The organism is Psychrobacter glaciei (genome assembly GCF_014652895.1).
Lineage (GTDB): Bacteria > Pseudomonadota > Gammaproteobacteria > Pseudomonadales > Moraxellaceae > Psychrobacter > Psychrobacter glaciei.
The window spans coordinates 480,511-493,268 of sequence record NZ_BMZR01000001.1; the positions used below are offsets into that span (position 1 = coordinate 480,511).

Annotated in this window: 12 protein-coding genes; 6 read left to right on the forward strand and 6 right to left on the reverse strand. The window is 43.8% G+C overall.

The window, feature by feature from the left end:
• The first annotated feature begins 145 nt into the window (after positions 1–145).
• From apbC to dcd, 4 genes are all read left to right on the forward strand, one after another.
• On the forward strand, positions 146–1,372 hold the full coding sequence (gene apbC / locus IE130_RS02100) for an iron-sulfur cluster carrier protein ApbC (RefSeq protein WP_189581016.1): 1,227 nt from the start codon (positions 146–148) through the stop codon (positions 1,370–1,372).
• A gap of 83 nt (positions 1,373–1,455) precedes the next feature.
• Entirely contained in the window at positions 1,456–1,881 is a 426-nt protein-coding gene (locus tag IE130_RS02105; protein ID WP_189581019.1) for a hypothetical protein, read from the forward strand.
• Between the two features lie 23 nt (positions 1,882–1,904).
• On the forward strand, positions 1,905–3,008 hold the full coding sequence (locus IE130_RS02110; protein ID WP_189581022.1) for a DUF2804 domain-containing protein: 1,104 nt from the start codon (positions 1,905–1,907) through the stop codon (positions 3,006–3,008).
• A 127-nt stretch (positions 3,009–3,135) separates the two neighbouring features.
• Positions 3,136–3,711: a dCTP deaminase gene (dcd, locus tag IE130_RS02115; RefSeq protein ID WP_010199897.1), complete on the forward strand. Its 576-nt coding sequence runs from the start codon at positions 3,136–3,138 to the stop codon at positions 3,709–3,711.
• 118 nt (positions 3,712–3,829) lie between these two features.
• Here the strand turns inward: dcd and IE130_RS02120 are convergent, their stop codons facing one another.
• From IE130_RS02120 to IE130_RS02145, 6 genes are all read right to left on the reverse strand, one after another.
• Positions 3,830–4,267, reverse strand: coding sequence for a ClpXP protease specificity-enhancing factor (locus tag IE130_RS02120; RefSeq protein ID WP_010199894.1), 438 nt, complete (start codon positions 4,265–4,267; stop codon positions 3,830–3,832).
• 304 nt (positions 4,268–4,571) lie between these two features.
• Positions 4,572–5,186: a glutathione S-transferase N-terminal domain-containing protein gene (locus IE130_RS02125; protein ID WP_010199892.1), complete on the reverse strand. Its 615-nt coding sequence runs from the start codon at positions 5,184–5,186 to the stop codon at positions 4,572–4,574.
• Between the two features lie 205 nt (positions 5,187–5,391).
• Positions 5,392–6,105, reverse strand: a complete 714-nt coding sequence (locus IE130_RS02130; RefSeq protein WP_189581025.1) for a cytochrome c1 — start codon at positions 6,103–6,105, stop codon at positions 5,392–5,394.
• A complete protein-coding gene (locus IE130_RS02135) occupies positions 6,105–7,310 on the reverse strand; it encodes a cytochrome b (protein WP_026037242.1) in 1,206 nt (401 codons plus the stop codon). The genes IE130_RS02130 and IE130_RS02135 overlap by 1 nt, the downstream gene beginning before the upstream one ends.
• 22 nt (positions 7,311–7,332) lie before the next feature.
• Positions 7,333–7,917, reverse strand: a complete 585-nt coding sequence (petA, locus tag IE130_RS02140) for a ubiquinol-cytochrome c reductase iron-sulfur subunit (protein WP_189581028.1) — start codon at positions 7,915–7,917, stop codon at positions 7,333–7,335.
• A 527-nt stretch (positions 7,918–8,444) separates the two neighbouring features.
• Positions 8,445–10,388 carry an ATP-binding cassette domain-containing protein gene (locus IE130_RS02145; protein ID WP_010199884.1) on the reverse strand — a complete coding sequence of 648 codons (1,944 nt, stop codon included), beginning with the start codon at positions 10,386–10,388 and terminating at the stop codon, positions 8,445–8,447.
• A 63-nt stretch (positions 10,389–10,451) separates the two neighbouring features.
• On the opposite strand from IE130_RS02145, the gene IE130_RS14130 reads away from it, so the two are divergent.
• Together IE130_RS14130 and IE130_RS02155 are read left to right on the forward strand one after the other, a co-directional pair.
• The gene (locus tag IE130_RS14130; RefSeq protein ID WP_227676104.1) at positions 10,452–10,913 is read left to right on the forward strand and encodes a SlyX family protein; all 462 of its coding nucleotides are present in this window, start codon (positions 10,452–10,454) and stop codon (positions 10,911–10,913) included.
• A 216-nt stretch (positions 10,914–11,129) separates the two neighbouring features.
• Positions 11,130–12,662, forward strand: a complete 1,533-nt coding sequence (locus IE130_RS02155) for an OmpP1/FadL family transporter (protein ID WP_189581031.1) — start codon at positions 11,130–11,132, stop codon at positions 12,660–12,662.
• Positions 12,663–12,758: the final 96 nt, after the last annotated feature.

A 12,758-nucleotide genomic window follows, 5' to 3' on the forward strand; every position in this document is an offset into this window, starting at 1 on the left:
TTTTTTTATGCGTCCAATTCAGCTACACTGTCATCATAAAAGGTTTGGCTAACATGCTCATGAGCTATATTGTTGACGCTATTTACGACAGTATTCACTGAGTTTTTACCATACCTAACCACTTGTATAGGCAGTAACGGTCACTATGTTTAACTTTATGAAGAAAACCTCCACCAAAAAAACAGAAACACCAGAGCAGCGGGCAGAGCGCGATAGTGCTGTGGACAAGGTACTGCTTGGTTACGAAGTAGGTACCATTAGCATTGCCACCATGGTCACAGGACTTGAGCGCGATGGCGATCAGCTTACCTTAGATTTGCGTCTTCCCGTAAATAGTAACCCTGAAATCATCCAACAAGAGCTCGGGCAGCTGCTACATCCGCACGGTATCAAAGCGATTCACATGAATGTCCGTCTGCCAGCACCAGCGAAAGGGACAGGATCAAGCTTACCGAAGGCAATGCCCAAGACCACCAATGCAATGGACAGCCAAAGCAAGTCGTCAGAAACGACTGGTAGTAAGACAACTGATGCCGAACCGCCGATTACCAAAGCCGCACCGACACAAGCATCATTGACAGCGCATCCGCGTATTCGTCATATTATCGTGGTGGCGTCAGGTAAAGGCGGTGTTGGTAAATCAACAACTACCGTCAATATCGCCTTGGCATTACAAAAGCTGGGCAACCGTGTTGGCGTGCTCGATGCCGATATCTACGGCCCTAGTATGCCAACCATGCTGGGCGTCGATAATGTCAGACCTGAGCTAGAAAATGAGCAGTTCGTTCCTATCAATGCGCATGGCATGGCGATGCTATCGATTGGCAGCTTGCTCGACGGTGACAATACGCCTGTCGCGTGGCGCGGACCAAAAGCCACTGGTGCCTTGATGCAGCTGTATAATCAAACCAATTGGCCGCAGCTAGATTACTTAGTGATTGATATGCCACCGGGTACGGGTGATATCCAATTGACGCTAGCACAGCGCATTCCCGTAACGGGCGCCGTGATTGTCACGACGCCGCAGCATATTGCCTTACTTGATGCGCAGAAAGGCGTTGAGATGTTTAACAAAACCAATATACCAGTGCTTGGCGTGGTCGAAAACATGGCGCTGCATACCTGTAGCAACTGTAATCATACCGAAGCTATCTTTGGCACAGGTGGCGGTGAAAAAATCGCTGAGCAATATCAAGTGCCGCTGTTAGGTCAGTTGCCATTAGCGAGCGGTATTCGTGCACAAGTGGATAAAGGTGAGCCAAGTGTCTTAGCCGATGATGAATTTGCACCTTACTATATGAGCATTGCTAAAAATATTGAAGCCAATATTAATAAATTTGCCAAGCCTATCGATGATAAGCGTATTTTTTAATGGTTTTTAATGGCTTCTAGTAATAGTTAAATAGCCTAAGTAAGTAAAGTTTGAAGGGCTTAGATTTTTAAAAAGGGAATATTGTGAGCTTATCGATTTATCAACGTCATTTAGACAATATTCCCAAACAGTATAGGTTACTGAAATTATTCCGCCCACCGATATATGTGATTGAACTCTCAAACAATCAATTGATTGCCGTTTGCTACTATAAAGATGGGAGTAGCAAACGCTATGAAGTCCATGCTGATTTTAGCAATCGCCGAATGGTGATTGCCGATTTTTTTAAAGCATTACAGGCGCTGACTGATCTACTGCTTAAATTTCTCAAACATCCATTTGGCATAAATGGTTTTGCCGTAGCCAATGTGACTGAAGAGCTGGCAGATGGATTAACGTCGATAGAGATTAAAGCGGTGAGAGAGGCAATTTGGGCAGCGTCAAGGCAGGCAAAAAGAAGCGTTATAAGTACCGCAGTCAGCTACCAAGGACAGGTAGTTTCTCAATGAACTATGGCTAGGATGCCTTAATCATGAATCAAAGTCGCAACGACCAAAACCAACAACACTTAACCACCTGCATTAAGCCAGTTGTTCTCAATGAGCTTATTCAAAACGGTCAGCCTACTTTTGGCATCTTTGCTCACGTCAAAAATATCAATTATTTGGACTATCACAGCCATCTTATCTCACAAAAAACCTTACCAAATTGGCGCAAAGAATTAAAGGCCAATCAATTCTGTTTTATCCAAATTATTCAGCCGCCTTATCGAATCTGTCTAGCATTGGCGACGATTAAGCTGGCAACCAGTGCTTTTGTTTATCTTTACAACGATGAGACGGATGAGTTGGAGGTTTGTGAAGCATTGCAGCCGTTGACTCGTCATACGTTATTGGAGGGTGATTGTCATCAAGGGCAAATGGCGTTTGTCCATGCGAATTTAACCGTGACATTAGATTTTATGCCTTCACAAATTAAGGTAGCGCTGGACAGTCAATATCTTGCACTCAATGCGACACTGGCGCGGCAAGCGCAGCCACTGGCTATCTGCACACCAACTGGCAGGCGTGGCTGGACGTTTACGCAAAAAGAACCATTAACAGCCATATCTGGTCATTTGCTTATTAAAGCCAATTCAAAATTTAACACTGATACTCAAGCCAAACAAATCCACTTTTCCAAAACGACTATTGCCAATCTAGATTGGACGCTCGGCTATATGCGTCACAAGACCAATTGGTTCTGGACTTGTATTAATCACTATTTGCCCGATGGTTGTCATTTTACGTTGAACCTATCTATGGGTGTCAATGAAACAGGGGTTAGCGAAAATGCGTGCTGGCTGGATGGGCAGATTTATTATCTACCACCAGTGCTATTTATACGTAAAGATTGGGATACATCCGTGCAAAATACTTGGCGTATCTATCATCAGAATCTAGGCTGGAGCAACGTGGATATTGACTTAACCTTTACACCGATGACCGTTTATAAGAAGACGGATAACTTTGGTGTGCTTGCCAGTATATTCGAGCAGTGGCTTGGCTTTTATAGTGGTGAGATTCGCATCAAAAATGAGGTGATTAAGTTTGATAAGGTGATGGGCTTAGCAGAAGATCACTTTGCCAAATGGTAGATTGTAAAATATAGGTTGATGATAATTAGGCTATTGGACGTATTAATTTTAAAGTCGCCATTGCTCTATAAATTGAGCCTTCAATTCCGTATAATCGTCGCTATTAAATATTTGCTAAGGAACAACAATGTCTATCAAATCTGACCGCTGGATTCGTAAAATGGCCGAAGAACATGGCATGATTGAGCCGTTTGAAGCGGGTCAAGTACGATTTAATGATGCAGGCGAGCGTTTGGTCAGCTACGGTACGTCAAGCTATGGTTATGATGTGCGCTGTGCCCCTGAGTTTAAAGTCTTTACCAACGTGCATTCAGTCGTCGTTGATCCTAAAAACTTTGATGAAAAAAGTTTTATTGATATCGTCGGTGACGAATGTATTATTCCGCCCAACTCTTTTGCATTGGCACGCACCATGGAATATTTCCGTATTCCACGTGACGTATTAACGATTTGCCTGGGTAAATCAACGTATGCCCGTTGCGGAATTATCGTCAATGTCACGCCGCTTGAGCCTGAGTGGGAAGGGCATGTGACTCTAGAGTTTAGTAATACCACCAATTTGCCAGCGCGTATTTATGCGGGTGAAGGCGTGGCGCAGATGCTATTTTTCCAAAGTGATGCTGATGATGTATGTGAGACCAGTTACAAAGATCGCGGTGGTAAATATCAAGGCCAGCGCGGTGTGACTTTACCAAGAACCTAAGTGTTAAAAACCCAAGCGCCAAAAATCTAAGCGTTTTAAAAGCCGTTACACTTTTAGACTGACAATAAAAAAGCTGGCCGTATTCAATACGACCAGCTTTTTTAGGTAGAAAAACCGACTATTTTAAGACTTTTAAGCCTGCTTTATTATCACGTTTCGGCTTGGGTGCTGCTGTTGGGCTTTTCTTAGCAGCAACTGGTGAATCGCCTTCAGGCTGATAATTGTCATATTCATTGGGATCAAAAAACATCCCTTGCGAGTTTTCTTTCGCATAAATACCTAGCACCGCCGTCAGTGGTACCCAAATATCTTGTGACACGCCGCCAAAGCGCGCACTGAAATGTATATAGTCATTTTCCATACTCATATTACCAGTGGCGCGGCTGGCGATATTCAAGACAATACGACCATCTTGCACGTGTTCGGTTGGAATTTGCACGTTTTCAGCCGTTGCATCGACCATCAGATAGGGAGTCAGGTCATTGTCTTCTATCCACTGGTATAGCGCACGTACCATGTAGGGGCGGGTCGGAGTAATAGAGGTGGTTTCGCTCATCTGATGATTTCCTATACTAATGATATTTTATAATTAAAAGACAGTTATTTCAGCAATTTATCAGAGGATAAAGGCTACTTAACGTCTGTTTTATTGGTATTTATTCTAGGACAGCTTTTTATATTTGTCTAGGGCGTGTCTTCATTTCAAAAATGGTGATAAAAATGAGATAAATTGCCGTTAAACAAGAAAAATAGCGCAGATAATATCGGGATATTAACCAGCTATTTGACGATGTTTGGCAAGATTTAGCCATTTCTAGCCCATTTAGATGACTATCGAGTAAATTGAAGACAGGCCCTAATTAACGCACGCTTTTTTGAAAGCTACTGCGTTCAAAGACTCTCGTTTGATAGTCAAACAACGGACGACTAATAGCCCGAGGTAGTTCGATGCCCATCTCCTCAAGTCGCCATAATAAAGGCGCGAGTAGTACATCACACCAACCAAACTCATCCGCCATAAAGTAAGACTTGTGAGCAAACAGCGGTGACAAGGTAATCAATGAATCAGCGAGTTGCTTTTTTGCCAAGGCAGCTTGTGCTTTGTTAAAGCTATCTGGATGCATAAGCAGTCGCTTGCCGAGCACCAACCAATCACGTTGTATACGCCATGCCAATTGACGAAACTGAGCCCGCTCTTGTGGAGTGTCAGGCAGCAATTTATTGGCGTGATAACGTTCCTCAAGATATTCAAAGATGACGTTAATTTCATAGAGTGCAATCTCGCGCTGTTGCAGAACAGGCAAGGTGTGATAGGGGTTGAGCTCAGTCAAATCTTCAGGACGCTCAGAATGCAAACGTGATAAATAATAAGCGAGCTTCTTTTCTTCAAGTAATAGGCGTACTACATGACTGTCGTAGCCGTCATCAGCGTATAAAATCAGCTGACTACTGGGAATGTCATTCGCATCAATCATGAAAGCCTAATGTTAATAGTGAAGGTTGTCATCGTAAACAAAGTCGCTGTGTTTATCAAGGTAACTCGCGTAAATGTTGCTGATGAGCGCTTTATTTGTCTGATGTCTTGAGTTTTCATTAAATATTAAACCATCAAAACATAAAAAAGGCACTACCGAAGTAGTGCCTTATATAATGCTTGGTTTTTATACTATCTACTTCTATTTATTTTACATCTTTCCAGAACTCTTTGTTGAGCAAGTAGACTGGGATGAGTAAAACCAATAAGAAGATAATGACGAAGAAACCAATTACTTGACGGTCGTGACGAGCAGGCTCACCCATCCACGCCATAAAGTTAACCAAATCACCAACCTCAGACTCGAACTCTTCTTGACTCAATTTTTCTTGCATGTTGTGCAAGACATGAGGCATTGCAGCGTTTGCAAGCACTAGGTTATTGGCGCCCCAAGGACGACTTGGATCTTCATAAAATGATAGTAGGTAAGTATATACCCAGTCATCGCCGCGCAGTCTTGTCTCAAGTGACAAATCTGGTGGCGCAGCACCAAACCATGAGGCCTGAACCTCAGGGTCAATCTCAGCATTGATATGATCACCGATCTGATCGGTCGTCACCATCAAGTATTTTTCGACTAGCTCAGGTGGAATCTCTAAATCTTTAGCGATGCGAGAGTGACGAACATACTGTGCTGAGTGACAACCTGCACAGTAATTCATAAAAGTCTTGGCACCGTTTTGTAGTGAGCCTTTATTGGTAAAGTCAATAGGGGCTTCACTACAGAGCAAGTGCTCTTCGACACCCTCAGCATTGGTGAATGTACCACACCCACTGCCCGCTGCCAGTGCAGTACCAGCAGTCAAAGTCAGTGCCGCGCCTAAGCCTAAACCAGCTAGGGATTTAATTAGCGTGCTCATTAGTGACCTCCGGTAACGCGTTCTGGTGGCTGTTTACACTTCTCGATAGAGGTATAAATTGGCATCAGTAAGAAAAACAAGAAATACAAGACAGTGAAGATACGAGCCATCAATGTTGCTGTTGGTGTTGTTGGCGTCGCGCCTAAGTAACCTAAAACTAAGAAACTAATCGCAAACACGGTTAAAGCAATTTTAGATAAAATGCCTTTATAACGTATAGAGCGTACCGGCGATCTATCGAGCCATGGTATCAAGAACAATACGGCAATCGCACCACCCATCGCAATCACACCACCCAGCTTGTCAGGGACTGCACGTAAAATGGCATAGAATGGCGTGTAATACCATACTGGTGCAATATGAGCAGGCGTCTTCAGCGAGTTCGCTGTCTCAAAGTTTGGTGGCTCAAGGAAGAATCCGCCGCCCTCTGGGAAGAAGAATACCACTGCAAAGAACAGGATAAAGAACACCACAATACCAACCATATCATGAACGGTGTAGTACGGATGGAACTCAATACCGTCTAATGGCACGCCGTTCTTATCTTTTAGCTTTTTAATGTCGATGCCATCAGGGTTGTTCGAACCCACATGATGCAGTGCCACTAAATGCATAAAGACCAAGCCCACGAGCACTAAAGGAATAGCGACAACGTGTAAGGCAAAGAAGCGGTTTAGGGTGATACCGGAGATAATATAATCACCACGTACCCATTCGGCAAGACCGTCACCAATCACTGGCAACGCGGCAGGTAAGTTCAAGATAACCTGTGCGCCCCAGAATGACATGTTGCCCCAAGGTAGCAAGTAACCGAAGAAACCTTCTGCCATCAATGCTAGATAGATACCCATACCGATGAGCCAAATAAGCTCACGTGGTTTTTGGTACGAACCGTAAAGCAAGGCTCTAAACATATGCAGATAGACCACCACGAAGAACGCCGAGGCGCCAGTGGAATGCATATAGCGAATAAGCCAGCCGCCTTTCACATCACGCATGATGTATTCAACAGACGCAAATGCCCCTTCGGCACTTGGGTTGTACATCATCGTTAGCCAGATACCCGTCACCAATTGGTTGACCAGTACGACCATAGATAACACGCCAAAGAAGTACCAAAAGTTAAAGTTTTTTGGTGCGTAGTACTTGGACATGTGATATTCATAGGTTTCGGTCGCCGGAAAGCGCGCGTCCACCCAGTGCATGATTTTTTTACCCATACTCATATTAAGCCTCCCCAACCGTCAAGATGGTACCATCCATACTATAATCTGGGATGGGTAAGTTAAGCGGTGCTGGAACGCCACTAAAGACGCGACCTGCTAAGTCATACTTAGAACCGTGGCAGGGGCAGAAAAATCCGCCATACCAGTCATTACCGCCTAAGTCAGCGGCACCAACGTCAGGGCGATAGTTCGGCGCACAGCCCAAATGCGTACACACGCCTTCAACGACCAACACAGTTGGTTCTAAAGAGCGCGTAGGATTCGCACAGTATTCAGGCTGTAAAGAGGCAAGAGAGTCTGGGTCAGACAGTAATGGTTTAACTGACTCTAATCCTGCAATCATATCTTCGGTACGCTTAACCACATAAATAGGTTTGCCGCGATATTTGATGACAATCATTTGTCCATCTTCGATAGAACCGATATCTTGGGTCACTGCAGCCCCTGCAGCTTCAGCTTTAGCGCTTGGCGTCCAAGAGCGGACAAAAGGTGTTGCCAAGGCAGCTACCCCAGCTGCACCAATCGCGGCAGTCGAGGCAATAAGAACTCTACGGCGTTTTACATTAACGCCTTCGGCATGGCTCATTAATACTTCCTCCAGGTGAATGAAATGGGATTATCCCACACTGGGTTTGTGGCTTAGAGAATATTGGCTTAAAAAATATAGATACAATATCAAGCCACTTTAGCTGTGCCTAATTTTGCTAATTGTTGCTATTCTAAGCTATTTTGGTCATAAAATAAATTATTGCGTTAAAAATAAAGCAACCTTGATAGGGCATAGTATGAGGTTGAACAACATTATTTGTCCACGATGGCTTGGATATCGCCGTATCGTTACTGTTTTTATGCCAGCAAGGTTTGTCAGCGCGATGACCTTATAATTAATAAGGGTATTTAGCAATAGCGAATGATACTTGAAATTGAGGGAATGTTCACTAACTTTCAGTCCCTAATCTCTGTGTAAGTGGTCGTAAACGAATAATCACCACACTATTAATAGCGTGATGATTATTTTAGCCTTTAAATATGCCATGGATAGAAACTTAAAATATCAGTTCATGGAATGTGTCTATTTCAAAGGTACTTAAAGGTACGTTTTAGCGACGCATCCTAGCCTTCAAGTGTACTCCAGCGCTCAAGCTTGCTCATCATTTCATCTTCAATCACTAGTAAACGCTCACTAGCTGCTGTTGCTGCATCAAAGTCTTTAGTAAACCATGAGCCGTCAGCCAGTTTTTCTTGCAGCTCATTTTGTTCAGCTTCAAGCACTGCAATCTCTTTTGGCAAATTGTCTAACTCACGCTGTTCATTATAGTTGAGCTTTTTGGCTGTGATACTGGGTTTTGCTACGGCTTGCTTGCTAGCTGATTTATTTGCTGCATTTGTATTACTTACTGGCGCTCTAGCAGCTTGTGCTGCTTGTTCACGATTTTTTTGTACCAGATATTCTTGATAGCCACCGACGTACTCTTTGACGATCCCTTTGCCATCTTCATCTTCGCCGAATACCCATGTTGAGGTAACGACGTTATCCATAAATGAGCGATCATGGCTGATGAGCAAAATCGTACCACCAAAGCTTGCGACTGATTCCTCTAATAGCTCAAGTGTCGCCATGTCCAAATCGTTGGTTGGCTCATCGAGTACTAGAATGTTGGCAGGCTTCAATAGTTGCTTGGCAAGTAGGACGCGGTTACGTTCACCACCAGACAATGCCTTAACAGGTGTACGTGCACGCTCTGGAGCAAATAAGAAATCTTGCAAATAGCTCATAATATGTGTCTTACGACCGCCAACTTCGACGAAATCTGAGCCTTCTGAGACGTTTTGTGCAACACTCGCTTCTAAATCTAGCTGATCACGTAACTGATCGAAAAACGCGATTTTTAGATTGGTTCCTAGCTCAACGCTGCCTGTCTTGGTGACTTCATCGTCAGACATATCGAGTAGAGCTTTGATAAGTGTGGTTTTACCAGCACCATTAGGCCCGACAATACCGATTTTGTCGCCACGCATAATAGTCGTCGTAAAGTTATCAACCAATACATTGCCATCATACTCAAGATGTAAGTTCTTAACTTTGCAGACGAGCTTGCCGCTTTTTTCGCCTTGACCCATGGTGATGTTTACATTGCCCACTTGCTCACGGCGGTCGCCACGCTCTTCACGTAAGGCTTTTAGCTCACGGACACGGCCTTCATTACGGGTACGACGGGCTTTAATTCCTTGACGAATCCAAACCTCTTCTTGCGCCAATTTTTTATCAAAGTTCGCGTTATTTTTTTCTTCAGCCAATAACTGTAGCTCTTTTAATTCTTGATAGCGTGCGTAGCCACCTTCACCTTGGGTTACGTCATAGCTGGTCAACTGACCGCGATCAAGCTCAATGATGCGCGTCGACAGTTTATTCACAAATGCTCTATCATGGGTAACGAACAATAGTGTTAAACCTTGCCAATCCAATAAGAAGCGCTCTAACCATTCGATACTCTCAACGTCCAAATGGTTGGTAGGCTCATCGAGAAGCAGCACATCAGGCTTGGTAACTAGTGAGCGCGCAAGTAGTACACGGCGCTTACGACCACCAGACAGCGACGACAAGTCATCATCTGGATCAAGTCCCATCGTAGTAATAAGGCGAGTGGCATCACGCTCTAAATCCCAGCCATGTACTGCATCGATATCATGCTGTAAGTCGGCCATACGCTCACAGGCATCCATATCGCCATTGGCACACATATCAACTTGCTTATTATAGTTAACCAGCAGATCAGCAGTGCGACGACTACCACCCATGACGATATCCAGTATGCGGCCACTGGTTTCTGGTACGTCTTGCTCAAGCATCGCAACACGTACACTACTATTGATGATGACTTCACCACTATCAGGCTGCAATGAGCCATTGATCAACTTAAACAGAGTGGATTTGCCTTCGCCATTGCGACCAATCAAACACACACGCTCGCCAGCATTGATCGCAAAATCAACGCCATCAAGAACGGGAGCCACGCCAAATGCGAGGTGAATATCTTTTAGATGTATCAGTGCCATAAAATATCTTAAGCTTATATAATAGTGAGGTAGGGGTTGTTGCAAAATTGGCAGCAGTATAACATGCCACCACCTGACTGTAGTGCGAGTAAATGGTTTATCAGTACTATTTTATTGCTATTTGTTGGTAGTCAATATGCTATGCATGTCATCGCTTATGAATTGCTAGCATTTCACGGTCATCAATCAAAAATGAATATTCCAGCAAATTCAGTATATGAATGCTATCACTTAGAGAAAAATATGGATCAATCTGTTCCACCAACGACACCTTTAATCAATCCTCAAGGCAATTCATCTGCTGCCCAAAGCGATCTACAACTTCAAGTGATTGAGTTGCAGATGAACATGGCTCATCTAGAGCTAACGGTAGAGCGACTCGATGAAGTTATCGCTCGGCAAGACAAGCATATTCAGACTGTACAACGTCAATTGCAGCTTATTTACAAGCAAGTTGAAAGCCAAGATACCGAAGGAGGAATTGCTCCATTTGATGTTATGTCTGATAGGCCACCGCATTATTAAAAACTGTTAAAATAAGAGAAGCTGTCTCTATTTAGAATATATTCTTACTTTTGAATATGGTTAATGGTCGATGACTGTCTAGTCATAATTCGGTAATAATGTATTTTTACAGTTGTCTTAAGGTAAAAAAGACATTAGTATCCTTCTCCTTAGCTGCTGCCTACTTAGCAATTTTTGGTACGGCGGTAAAACAATGCGGATGTTTGGAGATACACAATGCGGGCCACCTTTCACCTAAAAACCCTTACAGTAGCTATTGCTGCTTTCTCTGTCGCTAGCGCTGCTAGTGCTGCTGGTCTTGATCGTTCAGGACAAGACGTTACCGCATTTTTGCAAGACGGTACCTACGCTGAAGCGGTTTACACTTACATTGATGGTGATGTCAGTGGCCATGACAATGCTTATGTCGGTCCTGATAAAAAGGCTTATGAGCAAGGCAAAAAAATCGATGATATCGCTGAGTCTTATGACTTTTTCCGTTATGGCGTAAAAGCAGATATCAATGATACATTCAGTGTTGGTATCTTATACGACGAGCCTTTCGGTGCTGCTGCTGATTATAGTGGTGATAATAACTTTGTCGGTACACCAACTGCTGCAGTCAATAGCATTATAGCATCGCGTTTAGGTGGTATGGGTGTTACTGATGTTCAAGGACTAAAAGATTTAGTTGAAGGAACGAACAAGCAGTTAAATGCTTCTGAAACTCGTTTAAATGAAGCGAGAGAGCAAATTAGACAAGCTCAGGCTGCTGTTAATCAGAACCCAGCGCTTGAGTCTGTATTGCGTCCGCAGATCAATGCTGGTTTAGCAGGAATTTCGGCTGGTGAGACACAATTGGCAGCAGGTCAAGCACAATTAAGCCAACTGGAACAGTTAGAAGGTTTTGCTGATGGTCGCCTAGCTAACGACGAAGGTACCAATGTTGAAGTCCGCACTGAAAGTATTACTGGTATCTTAGGTATGAAACTTGGTGAAAATAAAAACTTCCAAGTATATGGTGGCCCTGTGATGCAGCAAGTTCAGGCTGACGTAGCACTGCGTGGTAGTGCTTATGGTCCTGCTACTGGCTATACCACTCATATCAGCTCTGACCAAGATTACGGTTGGTTAGCCGGTGTCTCTTATAGCAAGCCTGAGATTGCTCTACTAGCTGCGTTAACGTATCGCTCAGAGATCGATCATAGCTTGAATATTGATGAGACTTATCCACTAGTTGCCGCATTGGGTGGCGATCCTGTTCAGGGTAACAAAATTGATATCACCACACCTAAGTCAGTCAACTTTGACTTTCAAACAGGTATCAATCAGACAACGTTAGCGACCGCAAAAGTACGCTGGGTACCTTGGACTGATTTTGCAATCGTGCCACCCCTTTATAACGAAGTCAGCAAGCGTTCAACGGGTGATGATGAAGGTTTATCTTTAGTCAGCTATGATGAGGATCAATGGTTAGTAGAGTTGGGTCTTGCCAAGCGTTTGTCGCCAGCACTAGCTGTTACTGGAACGGTCGGTTGGGATAGTGGTGCTGGTGATCCAGTGACCTCGCTAGGCCCTATCGAGGGATATTATAGTGCTGGTCTTGGCGCAAAATACAACCTCACTGAGAACTGGGCGGTGTCTGCCGGTGGTAAGTACCTGTGGTTTGGTGATGCTGATGGTCAAATACCAACCAAATCAGTGGTTAGTAAGTTCGAAGATAATGATGGCTACGCAGTTGGTGTAAAAGTATCTTATCAAGCGAAATAGTATCAAACTAAAACATATCTAGTTTGGTTATCTATTTGACGATTTAGCAGCAAAAAAAGCGATCCTAAGCGGGTCGCTTTTTTTTGCTCAAAATAA

Excerpts from the sequence above, each read along its gene's own strand:
- IE130_RS14130 (WP_227676104.1), top strand. The coding sequence starts at position 10,452 with ATGCCACCACCTGACTGTAGTGCGAGTAAATGGTTTATCAGTACTATT.
- IE130_RS02125 (WP_010199892.1), bottom strand. The coding sequence starts at position 5,186 with ATGATTGATGCGAATGACATTCCCAGTAGTCAGCTGATTTTATACGCT.
- apbC (WP_189581016.1), top strand. The coding sequence starts at position 146 with ATGTTTAACTTTATGAAGAAAACCTCCACCAAAAAAACAGAAACACCA.
- IE130_RS02145 (WP_010199884.1), bottom strand. The coding sequence starts at position 10,388 with ATGGCACTGATACATCTAAAAGATATTCACCTCGCATTTGGCGTGGCT.
- IE130_RS02130 (WP_189581025.1), bottom strand. The coding sequence starts at position 6,105 with ATGAGCACGCTAATTAAATCCCTAGCTGGTTTAGGCTTAGGCGCGGCA.
- IE130_RS02110 (WP_189581022.1), top strand. The coding sequence starts at position 1,905 with ATGAATCAAAGTCGCAACGACCAAAACCAACAACACTTAACCACCTGC.
- IE130_RS02155 (WP_189581031.1), top strand. The coding sequence starts at position 11,130 with ATGCGGGCCACCTTTCACCTAAAAACCCTTACAGTAGCTATTGCTGCT.
- IE130_RS02120 (WP_010199894.1), bottom strand. The coding sequence starts at position 4,267 with ATGAGCGAAACCACCTCTATTACTCCGACCCGCCCCTACATGGTACGT.
- petA (WP_189581028.1), bottom strand. The coding sequence starts at position 7,917 with ATGAGCCATGCCGAAGGCGTTAATGTAAAACGCCGTAGAGTTCTTATT.
- IE130_RS02135 (WP_026037242.1), bottom strand. The coding sequence starts at position 7,310 with ATGCACTGGGTGGACGCGCGCTTTCCGGCGACCGAAACCTATGAATAT.
- dcd (WP_010199897.1), top strand. The coding sequence starts at position 3,136 with ATGTCTATCAAATCTGACCGCTGGATTCGTAAAATGGCCGAAGAACAT.